We start from the raw sequence: 21,010 nt of genomic DNA, 5'->3' as shown, positions 1-21,010 counted from the left end.
GATGTGCCGGCTCCGGAGAGTCCCTGGGACGAGGTCGTCCCCGGGTTGTGGATGGGCGGCCACGAGTACGCCGGGGCCCTGGGCCATGCGGAGTTCGCCGTCGTACGGGACGAGTTCGACCTCGTGCAGACGCTGCTGCGGCTGCCGGGGCACGGGCCCGATCCGGACGTCCCGCACCACGTCTGGCCCATCCCCGACGGGCCGCTCGACGGGACGCAGCTCGCCGGTGTGATCCGGCTCGCCGAGGCCGCGTGCGAGGCGCTGGACGAGGGCCGCAAGGTCCTCGTCCGCTGTTACCACGGGTACAACCGCTCCGGCCTCGTCGTCGCGCATGCGCTGATGCGGCGGGGCAGCTCCGCCGACGCGGCGATCCGGCTGATCCGGGACCGCCGTTCACCCTGGGCGCTGCACAACGAACTGTTCGTCGAGTACCTGCGGGCCGGGCTGGCGACGGCCCGGCTGCTGGAGGAGCTCACCGAGTAGGGCGGCAAACGGACTCCCTCGCGCGCAAATGGGACTTCCGCACGAATAAGGTGTACGGGGCCGACGGTCGGTCCGAGCCGTGTGATCAGCCTCGAACCGCAGGAGTGCAGTGCCCGTCAGCCGCGTCCGCAGCCTTCCCGGCCGCTTCCGGAGCCGCCGCCACAAGCCCGGAAGAGTCGCCCGGTGTGTCGCCGGCGCCGCTCTCCTGCTCGTGGGCGCCGTGGGCTGCGGGGACGCCGGCGGGTTGGAGGGGGCGGGGGCGACGCCGACGGCCGTCGGGCCGGCCCGGCTCTGGCCCGAGCTGACGCCGGCGTCCAGCCCGGCCTTCGAGATCGGCGAGGTGAACACCGAGGTGGTCAAGGGCGTCACGGTGCCCGGCGACGACGTCCGCCGGGTGGACCCGGTCCGGGTCGTCCGGGCCGAGATCGCCGCGAGCCCGGGCGACTACGCCGGCGACAAGGCGCCCTACCGCGACACGAACCGCCGGATGGCCGACTGCGGCAAGGGCCCGGAGCACGGACGGTGCCCGGTCCTCAGGCCGTACTACCGGGACCTGACCGGCGACGGGCGCGACGACCTGACGCTGGGCTTCCGGCTGCTGCCCGGCAAGACCACCGCGGTGCGCGTCTACACCGTGGAGAAGCACCGGCTCGTGCAGGTGATGGCCTGGGAGGACGCGCTGAGCGGCGTCGAGCTGGCCGGCCGTTCCCTCGTCATCCGCTCGCCGTCCGAGGTGGCGGGCTACGAGTACCGCCTCCAGTGGACCTGGGACCGGGACCAGCGGGCCATGCTCCTCACCCAGGACGAGATGCTGCGCACCGGCCCGCGGAAGCACTCCCTGCAGCCCTCCCCGCACCCCTCCGGCGCACCCTCCGTCACGCCCTCCGGCTCCCCGTCCGCCTCCCCCACCGCCTCCCCCACCGTCTCTCCCTCGGCGAGCACCGGATGAGACCCGTGCTTCCCCAGTGGTCCGGGACGCTCGCCGCGAAGGCCGCCGCCTTCATCACCGTGATGTGCTGCGCGCTGGCCGCCCTGCTCGGCGTCCTGGTGCACGTGCAGGTGACGAACCAGACCGTCGGCCAGGCCCGCGACCAGGCCTTGCAACGGCTGACGCAGGCGACGGAGCGGTACGAGGCCGGGGACTCGCTCAAGCGTGGCGCCGGGGTGGATCCCCCGGGCCTGCCCCCGTCGCTGCGGAACCTGGCGGTCGCCGGGGACCGCGGCACGATGGTCGCCGACTTCGCGGGGCGCCCCACGATGTGGGCGGCGGGGCCCGCCGACGGCGACCGGGCCCTGGCCGTGGCGGTCGACTACTCGCAGCAGGCCCGCACCATCGCGGGCCTGGACCGGGCGATCCTGTGGTCGTCGGGGCTGGCGATCGGGGCGACGCTACTGGTCGGCGCGTTCGCGGTGACGCGGGTGACGCGGCGGCTGCACACCACCGCGCTGGTGGCCCGGCGGATCAGCGCGGGCGACCTGGACGCGCGCGTGAACGACCCCCGTACGGGCCCGCGGACGGACTCCCGGACCGACCTCCGGACCGACCCCCGGAAGAAGGCCCCGGCCCGCCCGCAGGACGAGGTGGCCGCGGTCGCCGCCGCGCTGGACTCCATGGCGTCGTCGTTGCAGGGCAAGCTGCTCGCCGAGCAGCGGTTCACCGCGGACGTGGCGCACGAACTGCGCACGCCGCTGACCGGGCTGCACGCGGCGGCCGAACTGCTGCCGCCCGGGCGTCCGACCGAGCTGGTGCGGGACCGGGTGGCGGCCCTGCGCACCCTCACCGAGGACCTGCTGGAGATCTCCCGGCTGGACACCGGCCGGGAGCGGCTGGAGCTGGACACCGAGCACTTGGGGCCGCTGGCCGAGCGGGCGGTGCGGGGCGCGGGGAGAGGCACGGAGGTCAGAGTCGTACGGGACGTGGCCGTGGAGACGGACCGGCGGCGGCTGGAGCGGGTGCTGGGGAATCTCGTGGCCAACGCGCACAAGCACGGGCGGGGGCCGGTCGTGCTGACCGTGGACGGGCCGGTGGTCACCGTCCGGGACCACGGGGACGGTTTTCCGGAGTACCTGGTGGCGCACGGGCCGCAGCGGTTCCGGACGGAGGGCGGGGCGAGAGGACATGGGCTCGGTCTGACCATCGCGCTGGGACAGGCCGAGGTGCTCGGTGCGCGGCTGGAGTTCGCGAACGCGCCGGACGGCGGGGCGGTGGCGACGCTGACACTGGCGGCGCAGGAGGAGCGGTAGGGCGCTCCCCCTATGGACCAGTGTGACGGGCGGGGGTCATCGGGCGCTCCTAATGTGGCGGTTAGTCAGCTTTGACACCCTCTGCTCCACATGGAGGCAACCCCCATGTCCTTGCGCTCCTCACTCACCAGCCGCCTCTCCATAGCAGCCGCCGCCGGCATCCTCGCGGCCACGGCAGCCGTCACCCCCGCCGTCGCGGACGACGACTGGGGCACGGGGGGCGACCCGTCCTCCGGCACCTCCACCGCCGGCAACGACGACTGGAACGGTGGCGGCAACGGCAACCAGGACTGGAACGGCGGCGGCGGCAACGGCAACCACGACCCGAACGGCGGCGGCGGCAACGGCAACCACGACCCGAACGGCGGCGGCGGCAACGGCGATCACCACCGCGACCCACGCACCACCAGAGGCGTCGTCACGGCGAGCACCCTGGCGCTGCGCAGCGCGCCCAACCGCGGCTCACAGATCATCCGGTTCGCCCACCGGGGCGACGTCGTCTCCATCTTCTGCAAGTGGGAAGGCGAGAGCGTGCAGGGCAATCGCACCTGGTACCTGCTGACGGACGGCACCTGGGCGTGGGGCTCGGCCCGCTTCATCGACCCCATCGACCGCAAGCCACGCCGGTGCTGACAATCGTGCAATCCGAAGCCCGCCACACCTCTCATTTGGTTAGATTCCGGACATGAGCAAGGCCGGAATCATCGTGGCGACGGCGGACCCGCCCACGCCCGCCGTCCGCCGCCTCCCCCGGCGCCGTGGCATCGAACTCGCCCTCATCGTCCTGGCCGTACTGCTGTCCGTGTACGGCTACTGCGCGGTGGGCCTCGCCCGGCACGACGCCCTCCCGCCCGGTGCCGCCGGTTACGGCGCCGGGCTCGGCGTGCTCGCGCTGCTGGCGCATCTCGCCGTGCGCCTGCGGGCCCCGCACGCCGACCCGCTCCTCCTGCCGATCGGCGTGCTGCTCAACGGGCTCGGCCTGGTGCTCATCTACCGGCTCGATCTGGAGACCCCGGGCGACCGGGCGGCACCGGCCCAGCTGATCTGGTCGACGCTGGGCGTGACGCTGTTCATCCTGGTCGTCCTGCTGCTGCGGGACCACCGGGTGCTCCAGCGCTACACGTACGTCTGTGTCGTCGCCGCGCTGGTGCTGCTCACGCTGCCGATCCTGTTCCCGGCGGTGAACGGCGCCCGCCTCTGGATCCGGATCGCCGGGTTCTCCATCCAGCCGGGCGAGTTCGCGAAGGTGCTGCTGGCGGTGTTCTTCGCCGCGTACCTGGCCGCGAACCGCAACGCCCTCGCCTACACCGGCCGCCGCGTCTGGAAGCTCCAGTTGCCCACCGGCCGGGTCCTCGGCCCGATCGTCGCCGTCTGGCTGGTGAGCGTCGGCGTCCTGGTCCTGGAGCGGGACCTCGGGACCTCGCTGCTCTTCTTCGGCCTGTTCGTCGTCCTGCTCTACGTCGCCACCGGCCGCACCGGCTGGATCGCGGTCGGTCTGCTGCTGGCCGCGCTGGGGGCGGTCGCCGTCGGCCGGCTGGAGCCGCACGTGCACGGCAGGATCGACACGTGGCTGCACCCGTTCGCCTCGATCGAGGCGGGTGAGGGCGCGAACCAGCTGGCCCAGTCCCTGTTCGCCTTCGCGGAGGGCGGCGTGCTCGGCACCGGCCTCGGGCTCGGTCACTCGGTCCTCATCGGCTTCGCCGTGAAGTCGGACTTCATCCTGGCCACGGCGGGCGAGGAGCTCGGCCTGGCGGGCCTGTCCGCGATCTTCCTCCTCTACGGCCTGCTGGTGGAGCGCGGTTACCGGGCCGGCCTCGCCCTGCGCGAGCCCTTCGGGCGGCTGCTCGCCGTCGGCCTCGCCTCGCTCGTGGCGCTCCAGGTGTTCGTGATCGCGGGCGGGGTGACCGGCCTGATCCCGCTGACCGGCCTGGCGATGCCGTTCCTGGCGCAGGGCGGCTCGTCGGTGGTGACCAACTGGGCGATCGTGGCGCTGCTGGTGCGGATCAGCGACTCGGCACGCCGTCAGTCCGACGGGCCGGACACCCCATGACGCGGCACATCCGGCACGCCGGCGTCTTCTGCGCCCTGCTGCTGGTGGCGCTGCTGCTGAACGCCGCCCGCGTCCAGGTCGTCCAGGCCCCGGCATACGACGGGAACCCCGCCAACCGCCGCTCCGAGATCGTCCGTTACGGGCAGCCGCGCGGTGACATCCTGGTCGGCGGCCGGCCCGTCACCGGCTCGAAGGACACCCGCGAGCACCTGCGCTACGAACGGACCTACGCCGAGGGACCGTTGTACGCGCCGGTCACGGGTTTCGCCTCCCAGCTGTACGGAACGACGCTCCTGGAGAAGGCCGAGGACGGCATCCTGTCCGGCACGGACCCGCTGCTCGCGCCGTTCCCGCTGTGGAACGACTTCACACGCGCACGCAGCCGCGGCGGCGACGTCGTGACGACCATCGACCCGGCCGCGCAACGGGCGGCGTACGAGGGACTCGCCGGGCGCAAGGGCGCGGTGGCGGCACTGGAGCCGTCGACCGGCCGGATTCTGGCCCTGGTGTCCGCCCCGTCCTACGACCCCCAGCCGCTGTCCGGCAACGGAGCGGCGGCGGCCAGGGCGTGGACGCGGCTGAACGCCGACCGGGACCGCCCGATGCTCAACCGGGCGGTGCGGCAGACGTATCCGCCGGGCTCGACGTTCAAGGTCGTCACCGCGGCCGCCGCGCTGGACGCCGGCGTGGTCAGGGCTCTCGACGCGCCGACGGACTCCCCCGACCCGTACACCCCGCCCGGGACGCGGACCCGCCTGACGAACGCGTCCCGCGGCTGCCGGGACGCCTCCCTGCGCGAGGCCTTCACCCTCTCCTGCAACACGGTGTTCGCCAAGCTCGGCGTGGAGGTGGGCGCGACGGACATGACGGCCACGGCCCAGGCCTTCGGCTTCAACGACCCGGCGCTGCGGATTCCCTTCCCGGTGGCCCGCTCCACCTTCGACACCTCGCTCGACAGGGCCCAGCTCGCCCTGTCGTCGATCGGCCAGTACAACACCCGTGCCACACCGCTCCAGATGGCGATGGTCGCGGCGGCCGTCGCCAACGGCGGTCAGCTACGGGAGCCGTACCTGGTGGAGCGCACGACACGACCGGGCGGCAGCACCCTCGCGGCAGCCGGCCCACGCGCGGCCCGCCAGGTGATGTACCCCTCGACCGCGGTCCGGCTGCGCGCGCTGATGCGGGAGGTGGTCGAGGACGGCACGGGACGCCGGGCCGCGATCCGCGGCGCCAGGGTCGGCGGCAAGACCGGCACCGCACAGCACGGCCTCGGCAACTCGGGTACGCCGTACGCCTGGTTCGTCTCCTGGGCCCAGGGCGACGGTGATCTGGCGCCGCGGGTGGCGGTCGCGGTGGTCGTGGAGGAGGCGGAGGCGGAGCGCGGGGACATCAGCGGCGGCGGCGACGCGGCGCCGATCGCCCGGGCGGTGATGAAGGCGGTGCTCGAGGCCCGCTAGGGCCTGTCGTTTGGATCAGATCGCAGACGCGGGGTCTGGCACGCGCATCTGCGGCGAAGAGGTGCCGCCGATTCCCTGCGACCTGATCCGAACGACAGGCCCTGGCCGACAAGTGGCGTCCAGGGGATTGACGGGCTTGCTGACAGGCAGTCTCATAAGGGGGACAGTGACGTGTGCACAACGAGGTGGGCAGCCATGACGACCCTGACGGAAGCCGACGCGCTCGACGGCCTGCGCGATGCCCTGGGCCTGCTGAAGGACCGGGAGCAGGTGGCCCAGCGGCTGCTCGACTCCTCCGCCAAGCACTCCTTCGACCCGGACGAGGAACTGGACTGGGACGCGCCCTTCGAGGAGGGCAAGTGGTTCTGGCCGCCGGAGCTGGTGTCGCTCTACGACACGCCGCTCTGGAAGCGGATGAGCGAGGAGCAGCGCATCCTCCTCTCCCAGCACGAGGCGGCGGCGCTGGCCTCCCTCGGCATCTGGTTCGAGATCATCCTGATGCAGCTCCTGGTCCGGCACATCTACGACAAGGCGGCGACGAGCGCGCACGTGCGCTACGCGCTCACCGAGATCGAGGACGAGTGCCGGCACTCCAAGATGTTCGCCCGGCTGATATCCCACGGCGACACTCCCTGGTACCCGGTCAGCCGCGTCCACCAGCACCTGGGGCGCCTGTTCAAGACCATCTCCACCACCCCGGGTTCCTTCACGGCGACGCTCCTCGGCGAGGAGGTCCTCGACTGGATGCAGCGGCTGACGTTCCCCGACGAGCGGGTCCAGCCCCTCATCCGCGGCGTCACCCGCATCCACGTGGTGGAGGAGGCCCGCCACGTCCGTTACGCCCGCGAGGAACTCCGCCGCCAGATGGTGACGGCCCCCAAGTGGTCCCAGGAGTTCACCCGCATCACCTCCGGTGAGTTCGCCCGGGTGTTCTCGGTGGCGTTCGTGAACCCCGAGGTCTACACGAACGTGGGCCTGGACAAGCGGGAGGCTCTCGCGCAGGTACGGGCGAGCGGGCATCGCCGCGAGGTCATGCAGAACGGGTCCAAGCGGCTGACGGACTTCCTCGACGACATCGGGGTGTTGCGGGGCGTCGGGCGGCGGCTGTGGAAGTCGTCGGGGCTGCTCGCCTAGGAACGAACCCCGGCCCCGTCATGTCCATGCGGGGTGACTACTGTCCTCCTTGAACTCGTCACCCTCCGTGGCCTCAAGGAGATCACCACCCCATGTCCCCCCACACCCGCCTCGTACGGCTCGCCGCCCTCGGGGCCACGACCGCTCTCTCCCTGACCGCGTGCGGCGGCCAGGCCGCCTCGGACCCGGGCGCCGACGACACCCCGCAGGGCGTGGTCACCCGGGCCGCCGCCAAGAAGATCGCCGACCGCTACGAGGAGGTCAACAACAAGGCCAACGCGGCGCAGGACGACAAGCTCCTGGGGACGGTCGAGGCGGGTCAGGTCTACGCGATGGACAAGGCCACCTACACGCTCTTCGAGACCTGGCCGAAGAAGGAGCAGCAGGCCTACGCCAAGCCCTTCTCCTACCAGGACCGCGAGTACGTCATCCCCGAGAAGGGCACGGCCACCTGGTTCGCCGTCCGGGCCAAGTCCAGTGACGACAGCGAGAACAGCGTGCTGCTGGTCTTCGACAAGGTCGGCGGGACCTACAAGATGGTGCTGTCCCTGTGGGCCGACAGCGGCGAGCCCCTGCCGAAGCTCGCCGTCGACCGTCACGGCCTGGCCGAGGCCGTCGACCCCGACACCAAGGTCGGCAAGCTGGCCCCCTCCGAGATCGGCGCCGCCTACGAGGACTTCCTCGAGACCGGCGGCAAGAAGGAGGGCAAGGCCCTGGCCTCCAGCCAGCCGGTCGAGAACGCCAAGGAGACCTACAAGCGGAGCAGCACCGAGGGCGCGGCCGACGGCAAGGCCACCGAGAAGTTCTTCACCAAGCCCCCGGCCGACCCGAGCGTGTACGCCCTGCGGACCGCCGACGGCGGCGTCCTCGCCCTGTTCCCGGCCGCCCACAAGCAGGAATCCCTGCTGAAGGAGTCCTACCGCTCCATCGCGGCTCTCGTCCCCAACGACGAACAGTCCGCTCTCGGAGCCACGCGGGGCGCCCTCATCACCGACACGTTCGAGGGCCAGGGCCTGGCGGAACTGACCGCCAAGACCGCCCGGATCACGGCCGTCGACTTCCAGCACGTGGACGCCCGCTAGCACCCGCGCACGGCGCGAAGGGGACGTGTCGGGGGGTGTCCGCCCGCAGCGGTTGGCGCGTCAACGGACGGTGAGTCGGTACGCAACCCCATCGCGCCGTTCCGAGGACGGACACCCCCCGGCGCGGCCCCGACCCACCGCACCCCGGTAGGCGCTACGCGCACCCCCACAAAACAGCCACAGGCCGCCGCAGGCACCCCACCCCCGCGCCCCCGGTTACGCTGCCGGTCATGACACCAACCGCCCCCACCCCCGCCTACCGGCGCCTCAGCGTCGAGGAACGTCGCAGTCAGCTGCTCACCGCCGCGCTGTCGCTCTTCGCGCACCGCGCCCCGGAGGACGTGTCCCTGGACGACGTGGCGGAGGCGGCGGGGGTGTCGCGGCCCCTGGTCTACCGGTACTTCCCGGGCGGCAAGCAGCAGCTGTACGAGGCCGCCCTCCGCTCCGCCGCCGACGAGCTCCAGCACTGCTTCGACGAACCCCGCGAGGGCCCCCTGCTCCCCCGCCTGTCCCGCGCCCTCGACCGCTACATGGCCTTCGTCGACGAGCACGACGCCGGCTTCAGCGCCCTCCTCCAGGGCGGCAGCGTCGTCGAGACCTCACGCACGACGGCCATCGTCGACGGCGTACGCCGCGCCGCCGCGGAGCACATCTTCCGGCACCTGGAGGTCACCGAGCCCGGCCCGCGCCTGCGGATGACCGTCCGGATGTGGATCACCGCCGTCGAGGCCTCGTCGCTCATCTGGCTCGACGAGGACAAGCAACCCCCCGCCGAGGAGCTGCGCGACTGGCTCGTCGAGCAGTTCGTGGCCATGCTGTCGGTGACCGCCCGCCGCGACCCGCAGACCGACGCCCTGGTCCGGGCCCTCGCCGAGGATGTCCGACACTGATCCCGTGAAGAGCGAAGACACCCCCTTCGAGGGCGGCCCCATGGACGGCAGGGTCCTGCCCGTCCTGCTCGGCATCACCGGACACCCGCCCAGGACGTACCGCATCCCCGTCCCGGACCCCGCCGGCGGCCAGCCCACCGTCCTGGTCTACCGCCGCGTGCCCCGGTCGGAGGGCAGGGTCGGACTGACCCGGCGCTGGAAGTACGAGTACGCCCCCGAGGGCGCACCGACCCGCCGGCTCAACTGGCCCTGGTCGAAGCCAGACGCCACGCCGCCCGGCAAGCGGGACGACGCCGACGGGTGACCCCGTTGCGCCGAACCGCGCACACTCACCGCGCGCACCTCGCGCACACCCCTGATCCTCACGGTGTCCGGCGGCGAACAGGCCGCCCCGCAACGGAGGTGATGGCATGTCAGGAAGCCTTCTGCGCCTGGTCTGCACGGCCGCGGTGGCAGCAACAACCGTCCTGGCCCAGGCCCCTGCCACGGCGGCCCCTGAACCGGAACCCGGCCTCGGGAAGGACCCCACCTCCGTCGCCGCTCTCCTGACGGACCTTCAGAAGCTGTACCGGGAGGCCGAGCAGGCCACCGAGGCCTACAACGCCACCGAGGAGAAGCTGAAGAAGCAGCGCGCCGAGACCGACCGCCTGGACCGCGCCCTCGCCCGCACCCGGCTCTCCCTGCACGACAGCCGGGGCGCGGCCGGCCGGCTGGCCCGGCAGCAGTACCAGAGCAGCACCGACATCTCCCCGTACGTACGCCTGCTCCTGGCCCGCGACCCGCAGCACGCGATCGACCAGGGCCATGTGATCGGCCGGCTGGCGCGGAAGCGGGCCGACACCGTCGGCCGGCTGACCGGCAACGAACGCAAGGCCCGGGACCTGGCCCGCAAGGCCCGCAAGGCCCTGGACGATCAGCTCGCCCTCACCGAGCGGCGGAAGAAGGAACGGGACGAGGTCCGCGAGCGGCTCCACGACGTCGAGGAACTGCTCGCCTCCCTCAGCCGCGACCAGCTCACCGCCCTCGCCGAGTTCGAGAAGAAGGGCATCACCGAGGCGCAGAACAAGTTCATCGCGTCCGGCGCGCTAGGCAGCGTCGGCAACGGCGGCGACGACGACAGCAATGGCGACGGCGACGACGACAGCAATGGCAGCAGCGTCCGCATCCGCACACCGTCGGCCGAGGGCGACCGCGCCGTGAGACACGCCGTGCGGCAGCTCGGCAAGCCCTACGCATGGGGCACGGAGGGCCCGAAGTCGTACGACTGCTCGGGCCTGACCTGGCAGGCCTGGACGGAGGCCGGGACACCCATCCCCCGGACCAGCCAGGAGCAGTGGAAGCGGCTGAAGCGGATCCCGCTCCCGGAGCTGCGGCCGGGGGACCTGGTCGTGTACTTCCCTCAGGCCACGCACGTGGCGCTGTACCTCGGCGACGGCATGGTCGTACAGGCGCCCCGCCCCGGTGCGAAGGTGAAGGTGTCACCGATCGCGGCCAACCCGGTCCTGGGCGCCGTACGCCCGGACCCGGACGGGAAGCCCCTGCGGCGCTACGAGCCACCGGAGCTCCCCGAGTGGGCCACGGACGGGCCGGACGAGGGCTACGAGGGCTACATGGACAACGCGAACCCGGCCGATACCACCGACGACACGGACTACGCCGCGCCCGCGCCGGACACCTCGACGAGGTAGGCCTGCGTCTTCTCCGGGTCGTAGAAGAAGTTCTCGAAGTCGGCCGGGTCGTTGAAGCCGTTGGCGAACCGGTCGGCGACCGGCTGGAGTTCACCGGCGGCGCCGATCAGGTTCAGGATGTGCTCCGGCGGGGGCGCGAGCATCGCGTTGGTCCACTTGGTGACGTGCTGCGCGGTGGCCCAGTAGCGGTCGAAGGTGGCCCGCATCCACTCCTCGTCGAACGGCTTGTCGCCGCGCTCGACGATCGAGGAGAGGTAGGCCGCCGCGCACTTGGACGCGGAGTTGGAGCCCTGGCCTGTGATCGGGTCGTTCGCCACGACGACGTCCGCCACGCCCAGCACGAGCCCGCCGCCGGGGAGACGGCCGATCGGGTTGCGGACGGTGGGGGCGTAGCGGCCGGCCAGCGTGCCGCCCGCGTCGGTCAGCTCGACCCTGGTGGCCCGCGCGTACTCCCAGGGGACGTACCGCTCCATGAGTTCCAGGGTCAGGGAGAGGTGCTCCGCGGGGTCCTTGACGCCGTTGAAGACGTCGAGCGGGCCGCCGGGTATGCCTTCCCAGAACAGGATGTCGGCGCGGCCGGAGGTGGTCAGGCAGGGCATCACGAACAGTTCGCCGACGCCCGGCACGAGGTTGCAGCGGACCCCTTCGGTGTCGGGGTGCTCGGGGCGCGGGCCCAGTCCGTGGACGTACGACACGGCCAGCGCGCGCTGCGGCTCGCTGTAGGGGGAGCGCTCGGCGTCGCGGCCGAACATCTGCACAAGCTCGCCCTTGCCGGCCGCGACGAGCACCAGGTCGTAGGTGCGGGAGAAGTAGTCGAGGTCGCCGACGGCCGCGCCGTGGATGACGAGCTGCCCGCCGCGCTGGGCGAAGGTCTCCATCCAGCCGGCCATCTTCACCCGCTGGTCGATCGACTGCGCGTACCCGTCGAGCCTGCCCAGCCAGTCGATCGCACGGGCCGCGGGGCCCTCGGCCCAGGAGCCGGGGGCGGCGACCGAGACGCCGAGTCCTTCGATCTTCGGGGCCTGGGACTCCCAGAAGTTCAGCTGGAGATCGCGTTCGTGCTGCAGGGCGGTGTGGAACATGCACTGCGTCGACATGACCCGGCCGGTGCGGATCTCGTCCGCCGTCCGGTTGGACATCAGGGTGACCTCGTACCCCTGCGACTGGAGGCCGAGAGCTATCTGGAGCCCGGACTGACCGGCTCCGACGACGAGTATCTTCCGCATGCGGGGTTGTCCTCTACTCGGGGGTTTCGTCGAGCGCGTGGCCCACCAGGGCCAGGAGGGTCTCGATCACGGAGATCCGGCGACGCGCGTCCATGATCATGACAGGTATGTGTTGCGGGATGGTCAAGGCCTCCCGCACATCCTCCGGCTCGAACAGCTCGCTGCCGTCGAAGTGGTTGACCGCGACCACGTACGGCAGTCCGGAGCTCTCGAAGTAGTCCAGGACCGGGAAGCAGTCCTTCAGACGGCGGGTGTCGGCCAGGACGACCGCGCCGATCGCGCCGCGCACGATGTCGTCCCACATGAACCAGAACCGCTGCTGGCCCGGCGTGCCGAACAGGTAGAGCACCAGGTCGTCGTCGAGCGTGATGCGCCCGAAGTCCATGGCGACGGTGGTGGTGGTCTTGCCCGGCGTGGCGGTGAGGTCGTCGGTGGCCTCGCTCGCCTCGGTCATCAGCGCCTCGGTCTGCAGGGGCGTGATCTCCGAGACGGCGGTGACCAGCGTGGTCTTGCCCACGCCGAAGCCGCCCGCCACCACGATCTTCGTGGCGATGGGGGCACGGGTGCGGTCCGTCTCCCAGGCGTGCATGCTCTCGCCCGGCTGGGCGAACGGGGATGAACCAGCGACGCCGTGAGCGGCGTCAGAGACGACGGAGTCCACTCAGCACCCTTTCCAGCAGAGCTCGGTCCGGGCGGCCCGTGCCATGGCCGGTGCCCGTCCCGTACACACGGATCTTTCCCTGGTCCGCGAGGTCGCTGAGGAGCACGCGGACCACGCCGAGCGGCATCTTCAGCAGCGCGGCGATCTCGGCCACCGTACGCATGCGGCGGCACAGTTCGACGATGGCCCGCAGCTCCGGCATCACGCGGGTGGAGAGGTGGCCGTTCGTCAGTTCCTTGCGCTCCTCGGGGGCGTCGAGCGCGGCCGTGCTCGCCACGAACGTCTCCACGAGGAGGACGTGACCGAAGCGGGTGCGGCCGCCGGTGAGCGAGTAGGGGCGGACCCGGGCGGGTTTGCGGTCACCGCCGCGGACCGGGAGGTGCTGTTTCGGCGTACTGCTCATCGGACACTCCCCGTCGTCTGGGAATCCTCCAGGGATTTGCGGAGTTCGCTGCGGAGTTCGGGCGTCAGGACGTGGCCGGCGCGGCCCACGAACAGGGCCATGTGGTAGGCGACCACGCTCATGTCGCAGTCCGCGGAGCCGTGGACGCCGAGCAGCGAGCCGTCGCTGATGGACATCACGAACAGGCTGCCCTCGTCCATCGCGACCATCGTGTGCCGGACCCCGCCGAAGTCCATCAGCTTGGCGGCGCCGATGGTGAGGCTGCCGATGCCGGAGACGATGGTGGCCAGGTCGGCGGCGGAGCCGCGCGGGCCGGTCTTCTTGCCCCCGCGGGCCTGGAGAGCCTCCCGCGCCTCCTTGTTGCGGTGGTCGTCGGAGGACAGCAGGAGCAGTCCGTCGGACGAGACGACCGCGACCGAGAGGATGCCGGGTACCTCCTCGACGAGGTTGGTCAGCAGCCAGTGCAGGTTGCGGGCCTCACTGCTCAGTCCGATCAGTCCGAAGGTACTGGGAGCGGTCAACTGCTTGCCTCCTCGACTGTGCCCCCCGTGGCTTCTTCGGATTCAGCTGGTTCTGTCGCGCCGGTGGCCGGCCGCTTGTGCGAGGCCGTCCGTTCGGCGATTTCCGCCTCCACGTCGCGGTAGCCGGCCTGGGCGCCCTGGCGGAAGCCGCCGAGGCGGCGGCGGAGGGCTTCGGCGTCGACGGAGCCGCTGCGCTGGCGCGGGGCGGTGGTCGGAGCGGTGATCTTGGGCGTGCGCTTGGGGAGGCCCTTGTCGGTGACGCGGTCCTCTTCGTCGTCAGGTGCGCGTTCGTGTTCCGCCTCGGCTTCGCCTTCGGCGTGTTCGTTGCCACCCGCACCCCCCGTGCGGGTTTCGGCCTCGGGTGCGGGTGGCCCCTGTGGGGCGGATTCGCCGTCGGCTGCCGCGGGCGCGTGCTCCTCCGGGGCCGGCTCGTCCTGCGGGATCGGGGCCAGCAGCTCCATCGTGGTCTCGGCGGGGGTTTCCGCCGGTGCCGTCACCTCTGCCGCGGGTGCGGCCGGCTCCGCCGCCTGTGCCGGTTCCGGATGCCCGGCAGCCTCGGCATGGTCCGCGGACTCCGCCGCCGCCTCCTCGCGCAGTACCGCCTTCTCCGCCAGCGACACCAACGGGTCCCCGTGGCTCGCGCGGCCGTGCAGGACGTTGGAGTTGGCCTCGGCGTCGGCGCCGGGGAACGCGACGGTGTGGCCGGTGCCGGAGAGCGGGCCGGAGGCCGGGACGGCCGCGGCCGGAGCCGCCGCCAGCAGGGTCCGGGGCAGGACGACGACCGCCGCGACACCGCCCTGCTTCTGCTCGCGGAGCTGCACGCGCACACCGTGCCGGTGGGCGAGGCGGGCCACGACGTACAGGCCGAGGCCGAGACCGTCCTCGCCCTCCTGGTCGTACGGCGCCTCCGGGTCGAAGTCGGCGAGGCGGGCGTTGAGGCGCTCCAGCCGGTCCTCGGCCATGCCGATGCCCTCGTCCTGGACGGAGAGCATGACCTCGCCGTTCTCCAGCAGCCAGCCGGAGATCTCGACGGGCAGGTCGGGCGGCGAGAACGAGGTGGCGTTCTCCAGGAGTTCGGCCAGCAGGTGGGACAGGTCGTCGGCGGCGAACCCGGCGATGTGCGCGTGCGGCGGCAGCGCGGCGATCCGGACCCGCTCGTACCGCTCGATCTCGCTGACCGCCGCGCGGACGACGTCCACGAGGGGCACGGGCCCGGCGGCGTGCTGGACGTGCTCGGTGCCGGCGAGGACGAGGAGGTTCTCGCTGTGCCGGCGCATGACCGTGGCGAAGTGGTCGAGCTTGAACAGCGTGGCGAGGCGGTCCGGGTCCTGCTCGCGCTCCTCCAGGTTCTCGATGACGGCCAGTTGCCGCTCGACCAGGCCGAGCGTGCGCAGCGCGAGGTTGACGAAGGTGCCGCCGATGGCCGTGCGCAGCCGCTCCAGCTGGGCGGCGGACTCGGCGAGTTCGCCGCGCAGTTCCTCGCGCGCGTCGGCCATCTTCTGGCGCTGCCCGACGAGGTGCTTGCGGTCGGACTCCAGCGTGGAGATCCGCTCGTTGAGCGCGACTGCGTGCGCGTGCAGGGCGTTGACGGAGCGGACGACCTGGGCGAACTCGTCGTTGCGGCCGGTGAACTTGACGGGTTCCTCGGCCGTGGGGACCTCCGCCTCGGCCAGCCGCTTCGAGCCGAGGCGCAGCACGGCGAGGGGGCGTGTGAGGCTGCGGGCCATGCCCGTGGCGACGCCGACGGCGAGCAGCATCAGGGCGCCGAGGACGGCGATGCGGATCTCCAGCGCGGTGACGTCGTCGTCGCGCAGCGCCTCCAGGTCCTTGGTGCGGCGGTCGTAGAGGGCGGACTCCACGCCGCGCATCAGGTCGACCCGGGCGGAGAGGGCCGCGTCCAGCCTCTTGGTGTTGGTGGAGAGCTCGCTGCCGGACAGCGTCGGCTGGTCGGTGAGGGTGGCGAGGTACTTCTCGGCGGAGTTGACCTCGGTGCCGGTGACCGTGTTGTCGAACGAGGTACGGGCCGCCTTGGGCGCGGTGTCGCGGAAGTCGGCCAGGGCGGCGTCGGAGCGCAGCCGGGCCTGCTGGGCGGCGGCGCTCAGTGCGTCGCGCTGCCGGGCGTCGGCGTCCGAGGAGGTCTCGGTCGGCAGGCCGGTGACCGGGTCGATGGCCGTCTCGGTGCCGCGCGGCACGCTGAAGGCGGCGAGCAGCAGCCCCCGGGCCGCGGCGGCCTGCTGGACGGCGGAGTCCAGTTCGGCCAGGGCCTGTCCGCCCGCACCCGCGCGGGGCGGCGTCTGCTGCGCCAGCTGCTCGGCGAGCCGGTGGAGCTCGGTGATGGCGGTGGAGTACGCCTGGTGCGCTTCGAGAGCGCTGCTCTTGCCGGTGAGCGCCGCCCGGCGCACGGCCGCGATGTCGTCGAGGTCGGAACGGAGCGAGGCGGGCGTGTCGGTGTCGCTCCGCAACTCCTCGACCTGCCGGTCCACGCGGGCGCTGCGCTGCTCGGAAGGCGCCTTGGACTTGGGGCGGCCGGCCGCGATGTAGGAGGTGACGTCGTCGCGCTCGTCGGCGAGGGAGTGCGCCAGGACGAGGGCGCCCTGCGTCTGCTCGGCGAGCGTCACCAGCTTCTGGGAGTCGTGGAGTTGCCCGGAGGCGGCGAGGACGGACGGGGTGCCCGCACCGGCGATGGCAGCTGCGACCACGGCCACGGCCACGATGAGCCGGTTGCGTACATGGGTGGGGCGGCCCTTGCCGGTGGGGGGCGTCGGCTCAGCGCCCTGAACGGGGGCCGTCTGCTTGCCTGGGCGACGAGGCCGCGTCTTCTGCACCGGTGCTCGCATTCCTGACTCGTGAACTCATGGGCCCGGATGACGCTCCGTCAACTGGTGCGTACTCCAGGTACACTTCCCGACCCTCCCAGCGCCGGTGGGCAGCGCACGTGCATCACCTGACCCGCCACCCGAAGGAGTGAACCCCGGAGGAGAGTTGGGGAGCAAGTTCCGCTGGCCCTTGCAGCGGCCTTGTTCGGCAGGCCGGTTGGACGCCGTGCGCGGGCGGTGGCAGTATTCGCCACCACGCCTTCCCGGAACAAAGCATTCCATCCCAAACGGGGCGTCTGACCTGTATGACCGCACCAGTCCGGCAACCATTGCCAGCGTTTTGCGGACCTTGTGAAGGGCTCGTGCAGACTGGCTGGATGCGTACTGAACTCGCCTCGGAGCCGGGAGACGCGGACCGCCCCAACGAGGACTTCGCCAGTGTCGGACTACCGGCCTCCGGACAGGGTGGTTCGGTCGTCGTCCTGGACGGGGTCACACCGCCGAGGGGCGGGACGGGCTGTCTGCATTCCGTCCCCTGGTTCACCGCACGCCTCGGTGGAGCCCTGACCGAACTGACCGTTTCACTCCCGGATGTTCCCCTGGTCGACGCCTTGTCCCGCGCCATCGCGCGTACCGCTGAGGCGCACGCGTCAACCTGTGACCTTTCTCACCCCAGAACACCGCAGGCCACGGTGGTCGTGGCCCGCTGGTCCCCGGAGACGGTGGAGTACCTGGTCCTGTCGGACTCGGCTCTCCTCGTGGAGTCCCAGGACAGCGTGGTGACGCCCTTCCTGGACGACCGGCTGGCTCTCCTCCCCCGCTCGGCCCTGGCCACGGACGCGCTGGTGGACTCCACGCTCCGCAACAAGGAGGGCGGCTTCTTCACGGCGGCGGCCGATCCCTCGGTGGCCCGGCGAGCGGTGACCGGCACCCTGCCCCGGTGCGAGGTCCGCGCCCTGGCCGCCCTGACGGACGGGGCGGCCCGCTGGGTGGAGCGGTTCGGGGAGGGCGACTGGACGGACTGCTTCCGCCTCCTGCGCAAGGAGGGTCCGCAGGCGCTGGTGGACCGGGTGCGGACGTTGGAGCGGACGGATTCGGCCGGATCGTTCCTGGGCCGGAGCAAGACGCACGACGACGCGACGGTCGTGTACGTCGAGTTCTGAAAAAGCGGAGTCCTGAAAAACCCGAACCGGGGGCTACTTCTCCATGCCCCGGTTCAGCTGGTGCAGCAGCCGGGCCAGCTCCGTGACCTCGCGCGTGTCCCAGTCGGCCAGACGGCCGGCGTACCGGGCGCGGCGGGCCTCGCGCACCCGGCGGACCCGGTCGTGGCCCTCCTGGGTGAGGGCGACGAGCCAGGCGCGTCCGTCGGCGGGGTCGGGCTCGCGGGCGACCAGGCCGAGTTCCTCCAGGGCGCGCAACTGGCGGGACATCGTGGCCTTGCCGACGCCGATGTAGGCGGCGAGCTCGGTGGCCCGCTGCTTGCCGCACTCGTCCAGCCGTACGAGCAGGCCGTACGCGGACGACTCCAGGTCGGGGTGGACCTCCCGGGCCATCTCGCCCTGGCTGGCCCGGGCCCTCCGCAGGAGCACGGTCAGCTCCCGCTCCAGCGCCAGAAAGGCAGGCTGATCCACACCGGTTCCGGCCAGGGAGGCGTCCCGGTGTCCGTCGTCGTTGCCGTCCTCGTGCACGTGAGCCCTGCCTCGGTTGTCGCCCGGTACCTGCATTTTCCGCCACCTGCGGCCATCGCCGCAGCTCGGCAAGTATTCCGCAGGTCACGGGGTGCGCGTCCACAGGGCCGCCACACGGTGAAGGCCCGGGCCTCCCTCACGGGACCCGGGCCTTCCCTCATCCGGTGGCCTCCGTCACGCGGCCACCGGAACCTCCGGCGCCGCGTCCGCGGTGGCGGGCGCGAGCGCCAGCTCCAGGACCTGGCGGACGTCGGTGACGGCGTGGACGTCGAGCTTGTCCAGCACCTCCGCCGGGACGTCGTCCAGGTCGGGCTCGTTGCGCTTGGGGATGATCACGGTGGTGACCCCGGCGCGGTGGGCCGCCAGCAGCTTCTGCTTCACGCCGCCGATCGGCAGGACCCGCCCGGTCAGCGAGACCTCGCCCGTCATCGCCACGTCCGTGCGGACCAGACGGCCGGACAACAGCGAGGCGAGGGCCGTGGTCATCGTGACGCCGGCGCTCGGGCCGTCCTTGGGGACCGCGCCCGCCGGGAAGTGGATGTGCACGCCCCGGTCCTTCAGATCACCCACCGGCAGTTCCAGCTCGGCACCGCGGGAGCGCAGGAAGCTCAGCGCGATCTGCGCGGACTCCTTCATCACGTCCCCCAGCTGACCGGTCAGGGTCAGCCCGGCCGCGCCCGTCTCCGGGTCGGCCAGCGACGCCTCGACGTACAGCACGTCACCGCCGGCGCCCGTCACCGCGAGGCCCGTCGCCACGCCCGGCACCGACGTGCGGCGCTCGGCCGGGTCCTGGGCGGACTCGGGCACGTGGTGCGGCCGTCCGATCAGAGAGCGCAGGTCCTCGTCCCGGACGGTGAACGGCAGCTCCCGCTCACCCAGTTCGTGCTGGGCCGCGACCTTGCGCAGCAGCCGTGCGATCGACCGCTCCAGGTTGCGCACGCCCGCCTCGCGCGTGTACTCACCGGCGAGCTTGCGCAGCGCGCCCTCGTCGATGGCCACCTCTTCCTCGGCGAGCCCGGCCCGCTCCAGCTGACGCGGGAGCAGGTGGTCGCGGGCGATGACGACCTTCTCGTCCTCGGTGTAACCGTCCAGGCGGACGATCTCCATCCGGTCGGCCAGCGCCTCCGGGATCGCCTCCAGGACGTTGGCGGTCGCGAGGAAGACCACGTCCGAGAGGTCCAGCTCGACCTCCAGGTAGTGGTCCCGGAAGGTGTGGTTCTGCGCCGGGTCGAGCACTTCGAGCAGGGCCGCGGCCGGGTCGCCCCGGAAGTCCGAGCCCACCTTGTCGATCTCGTCGAGCAGCACGACCGGGTTCATCGACCCGGCCTCCTTGATGGCGCGGACGACCCGGCCGGGCAGGGCACCGACGTACGTACGCCGGTGGCCGCGGATCTCGGCCTCGTCACGGACGCCGCCGAGGGCGACGCGCACGAACTTCCGCCCCATCGCGTGGGCGACGGACTCGCCCAGGCTGGTCTTGCCGACGCCGGGCGGTCCGACGAGCGCGAGCACGGCACCGCCGCGCCGCCCGCCGACCACGCCCAGCCCCCGCTCGGTACGCCGCTTGCGCACGGCCAGGTACTCGGTGATCCGCTCCTTCACGTCCTGAAGGCCGGAGTGCTCGGCGTCGAGGATGGCCTGGGCGCCCTGGATGTCGTACGCGTCCTCGGTGCGCTCGTTCCACGGCATCTCCAGCACCGTGTCGAGCCAGGTGCGGATCCACGAGCCCTCGGGCGACTGGTCGGAGGACCGCTCCAGCTTGTCGACCTCCTTGAGCGCGGCCTCCCGGACCTTCTCGGGCAGGTCGGCGGCCTCCACCCGGGAGCGGTAGTCGTCGGACTCCTCTCCCTCCTGCTCGCCGTTCAGCTCGCGCAGCTCCTTGCGGACCGCTTCGAGCTGACGCCGCAGCAGGAACTCGCGCTGCTGCTTGTCGACGCCCTCCTGGACGTCCTTGGCGATGGACTCGGCCACGTCCTGCTCGGCGAGGTGGTCGCGCAGCTGCTGGGTGGCGAGCTTCAGCCGGGCGACCGGGTCGGCGGTCTCCAGCAGCTCGACCTTCTGATCGGTGGTCAGGAAGGGCGAGTAGCCGGAGTTGTCGGCGAGCGCCGAGACGTCGTCGATGGCCTGCACCCGGTCGACGACCTGCCAGGCACCGCGCTTGCGCAGCCAGGCGGTGGCGAGGGCCTTGTATTCCTTGACCAGTTCGGCGACCTGCCCGGGCAGCGGCTCCGGGACGGATTCGTCGACGCGGGTGCCCTCGACCCAGAGGGCCGCGCCGGGACCCGTGGTCCCCGCACCGATCCTCACCCGGCCCCGGCCGCGGATCAGCGCGCCCGGATCGCCGTCGGCCAGCCGGCCCACCTGCTCGACGGTGCCGAGGACACCGGTGCCGGCGTACGTGCCGTCGATGCGTGGCACCAGGAGTACCCGGGGCTTTCCGGGCGTTGTCCGAGCAGCGGCCTGTGCGGCCTCCACCGCGGCACGGACCTCGGAGTCGCTCAGGTCCAGCGGGACCACCATTCCGGGCAGGACGACCTCGTCGTCGAGCGGCAGCACGGGCAGGGTGAGCGGTGTGGACGTCGAAGCCATGATCTCCCCTTCGGCAGTCAAGTTGAGCTATGCCGACTCAATGCACGGGAGTCGCCGGATGTTCCCCACCCGCCGTTC

General features: G+C 72.1%; 19 protein-coding genes. 12 read left to right on the top strand and 7 right to left on the bottom strand.

Features of this window, described 5'->3' with window-relative positions; translation table 11 throughout:
• The first annotated feature begins 3 nt into the window (after positions 1–3).
• The 11 genes from ACH4G3_RS35790 (at position 4) to ACH4G3_RS35740 (ending at position 11,028) form a co-directional block, all read left to right on the top strand.
• A complete protein-coding gene (locus tag ACH4G3_RS35790) occupies positions 4–483 on the top strand; it encodes a protein-tyrosine phosphatase family protein (protein ID WP_397628378.1) in 480 nt (159 codons plus the stop codon).
• Positions 484–592: 109 nt separating this feature from the next.
• The gene (locus ACH4G3_RS35785) at positions 593–1,432 is read left to right on the top strand and encodes a PT domain-containing protein (RefSeq protein WP_397628377.1); all 840 of its coding nucleotides are present in this window, start codon (positions 593–595) and stop codon (positions 1,430–1,432) included.
• Positions 1,429–2,727 carry an ATP-binding protein gene (locus tag ACH4G3_RS35780; protein ID WP_397628376.1) on the top strand — a complete coding sequence of 433 codons (1,299 nt, stop codon included), beginning with the start codon at positions 1,429–1,431 and terminating at the stop codon, positions 2,725–2,727. The genes ACH4G3_RS35785 and ACH4G3_RS35780 overlap by 4 nt, the downstream gene beginning before the upstream one ends.
• A 105-nt stretch (positions 2,728–2,832) precedes the next feature.
• Complete coding sequence (locus ACH4G3_RS35775; protein ID WP_397628375.1) at positions 2,833–3,360, top strand: SH3 domain-containing protein; 528 nt, start codon at positions 2,833–2,835, stop codon at positions 3,358–3,360.
• A gap of 52 nt (positions 3,361–3,412) precedes the next feature.
• Entirely contained in the window at positions 3,413–4,777 is a 1,365-nt protein-coding gene (locus tag ACH4G3_RS35770) for an FtsW/RodA/SpoVE family cell cycle protein (RefSeq protein WP_397628374.1), read from the top strand.
• The gene (locus tag ACH4G3_RS35765) at positions 4,774–6,234 is read left to right on the top strand and encodes a penicillin-binding transpeptidase domain-containing protein (protein WP_397628373.1); all 1,461 of its coding nucleotides are present in this window, start codon (positions 4,774–4,776) and stop codon (positions 6,232–6,234) included. The genes ACH4G3_RS35770 and ACH4G3_RS35765 overlap by 4 nt, the downstream gene beginning before the upstream one ends.
• 195 nt (positions 6,235–6,429) lie before the next feature.
• Positions 6,430–7,368, top strand: a complete 939-nt coding sequence (locus ACH4G3_RS35760) for an AurF N-oxygenase family protein (RefSeq protein ID WP_397628372.1) — start codon at positions 6,430–6,432, stop codon at positions 7,366–7,368.
• A 92-nt stretch (positions 7,369–7,460) separates the two neighbouring features.
• Entirely contained in the window at positions 7,461–8,450 is a 990-nt protein-coding gene (locus tag ACH4G3_RS35755; protein WP_397628371.1) for a DUF8094 domain-containing protein, read from the top strand.
• 230 nt (positions 8,451–8,680) lie between these two features.
• A complete protein-coding gene (locus tag ACH4G3_RS35750; RefSeq protein ID WP_397628370.1) occupies positions 8,681–9,340 on the top strand; it encodes a TetR/AcrR family transcriptional regulator in 660 nt (219 codons plus the stop codon).
• A gap of 4 nt (positions 9,341–9,344) precedes the next feature.
• Entirely contained in the window at positions 9,345–9,644 is a 300-nt protein-coding gene (locus ACH4G3_RS35745) for a hypothetical protein (protein ID WP_397628369.1), read from the top strand.
• A gap of 106 nt (positions 9,645–9,750) precedes the next feature.
• Positions 9,751–11,028 carry a C40 family peptidase gene (locus tag ACH4G3_RS35740; protein ID WP_397628368.1) on the top strand — a complete coding sequence of 426 codons (1,278 nt, stop codon included), beginning with the start codon at positions 9,751–9,753 and terminating at the stop codon, positions 11,026–11,028.
• On the opposite strand, the gene ACH4G3_RS35735 is transcribed toward ACH4G3_RS35740, so the two are convergent.
• Genes ACH4G3_RS35735 through ACH4G3_RS35715 form a run of 5 tightly spaced genes read right to left on the bottom strand, consistent with a single transcriptional unit; the run spans position 10,992 to position 16,664 of the window.
• Positions 10,992–12,254 (bottom strand): styrene monooxygenase/indole monooxygenase family protein, encoded by a 1,263-nt coding sequence (locus ACH4G3_RS35735; protein ID WP_397628367.1) that lies wholly within the window; start codon positions 12,252–12,254, stop codon positions 10,992–10,994. The two genes, ACH4G3_RS35740 and ACH4G3_RS35735, sit on opposite strands and share 37 nt — an antisense overlap.
• A 13-nt stretch (positions 12,255–12,267) precedes the next feature.
• Positions 12,268–12,915, bottom strand: coding sequence for a GTP-binding protein (locus ACH4G3_RS35730; protein ID WP_397628366.1), 648 nt, complete (start codon positions 12,913–12,915; stop codon positions 12,268–12,270).
• Positions 12,896–13,318: a DUF742 domain-containing protein gene (locus ACH4G3_RS35725; RefSeq protein ID WP_086565350.1), complete on the bottom strand. Its 423-nt coding sequence runs from the start codon at positions 13,316–13,318 to the stop codon at positions 12,896–12,898. The genes ACH4G3_RS35730 and ACH4G3_RS35725 overlap by 20 nt, the downstream gene beginning before the upstream one ends.
• Complete coding sequence (locus ACH4G3_RS35720; RefSeq protein WP_397628365.1) at positions 13,315–13,839, bottom strand: roadblock/LC7 domain-containing protein; 525 nt, start codon at positions 13,837–13,839, stop codon at positions 13,315–13,317. The genes ACH4G3_RS35725 and ACH4G3_RS35720 overlap by 4 nt, the downstream gene beginning before the upstream one ends.
• Positions 13,836–16,664 (bottom strand): sensor histidine kinase, encoded by a 2,829-nt coding sequence (locus ACH4G3_RS35715; RefSeq protein WP_397628364.1) that lies wholly within the window; start codon positions 16,662–16,664, stop codon positions 13,836–13,838. Before ACH4G3_RS35715 ends, ACH4G3_RS35720 begins: the two co-directional genes overlap by 4 nt.
• Before the next feature lie 368 nt (positions 16,665–17,032).
• Here ACH4G3_RS35715 and ACH4G3_RS35710 point away from each other — a divergent pair, with 368 nt between their 5' ends.
• A complete protein-coding gene (locus tag ACH4G3_RS35710; protein WP_397628363.1) occupies positions 17,033–17,818 on the top strand; it encodes a protein phosphatase 2C domain-containing protein in 786 nt (261 codons plus the stop codon).
• A 33-nt stretch (positions 17,819–17,851) separates the two neighbouring features.
• Here ACH4G3_RS35710 and ACH4G3_RS35705 read toward each other — a convergent pair whose 3' ends face one another.
• Positions 17,852–18,343: a MarR family winged helix-turn-helix transcriptional regulator gene (locus ACH4G3_RS35705; protein WP_020276399.1), complete on the bottom strand. Its 492-nt coding sequence runs from the start codon at positions 18,341–18,343 to the stop codon at positions 17,852–17,854.
• 174 nt (positions 18,344–18,517) lie between these two features.
• Positions 18,518–20,932: an endopeptidase La gene (gene lon, locus ACH4G3_RS35700; protein WP_397628362.1), complete on the bottom strand. Its 2,415-nt coding sequence runs from the start codon at positions 20,930–20,932 to the stop codon at positions 18,518–18,520.
• Positions 20,933–21,010: the final 78 nt, after the last annotated feature.

Origin of the sequence: Streptomyces afghaniensis (genome assembly GCF_044327915.1) — a bacterium.
In the GTDB taxonomy this organism is placed as follows: domain Bacteria; phylum Actinomycetota; class Actinomycetes; order Streptomycetales; family Streptomycetaceae; genus Streptomyces; species Streptomyces afghaniensis.
Note: the sequence above shows the minus strand (reverse complement) of the source record. Positions and strands in the feature narration are given on the sequence as shown.

Bases quoted from the DNA above. Each gene is read 5' to 3' on its own strand.
- ACH4G3_RS35780 (WP_397628376.1), top strand. From the start codon at position 1,429: ATGAGACCCGTGCTTCCCCAGTGGTCCGGGACGCTCGCCGCGAAGGCC.
- ACH4G3_RS35775 (WP_397628375.1), top strand. From the start codon at position 2,833: ATGTCCTTGCGCTCCTCACTCACCAGCCGCCTCTCCATAGCAGCCGCC.
- ACH4G3_RS35770 (WP_397628374.1), top strand. From the start codon at position 3,413: ATGAGCAAGGCCGGAATCATCGTGGCGACGGCGGACCCGCCCACGCCC.
- ACH4G3_RS35765 (WP_397628373.1), top strand. From the start codon at position 4,774: ATGACGCGGCACATCCGGCACGCCGGCGTCTTCTGCGCCCTGCTGCTG.
- ACH4G3_RS35760 (WP_397628372.1), top strand. From the start codon at position 6,430: ATGACGACCCTGACGGAAGCCGACGCGCTCGACGGCCTGCGCGATGCC.
- ACH4G3_RS35755 (WP_397628371.1), top strand. From the start codon at position 7,461: ATGTCCCCCCACACCCGCCTCGTACGGCTCGCCGCCCTCGGGGCCACG.
- ACH4G3_RS35750 (WP_397628370.1), top strand. From the start codon at position 8,681: ATGACACCAACCGCCCCCACCCCCGCCTACCGGCGCCTCAGCGTCGAG.
- ACH4G3_RS35740 (WP_397628368.1), top strand. From the start codon at position 9,751: ATGTCAGGAAGCCTTCTGCGCCTGGTCTGCACGGCCGCGGTGGCAGCA.
- ACH4G3_RS35735 (WP_397628367.1), bottom strand. From the start codon at position 12,254: ATGCGGAAGATACTCGTCGTCGGAGCCGGTCAGTCCGGGCTCCAGATA.
- ACH4G3_RS35725 (WP_086565350.1), bottom strand. From the start codon at position 13,318: ATGAGCAGTACGCCGAAACAGCACCTCCCGGTCCGCGGCGGTGACCGC.
- ACH4G3_RS35710 (WP_397628363.1), top strand. From the start codon at position 17,033: ATGCGTACTGAACTCGCCTCGGAGCCGGGAGACGCGGACCGCCCCAAC.
- lon (WP_397628362.1), bottom strand. From the start codon at position 20,932: ATGGCTTCGACGTCCACACCGCTCACCCTGCCCGTGCTGCCGCTCGAC.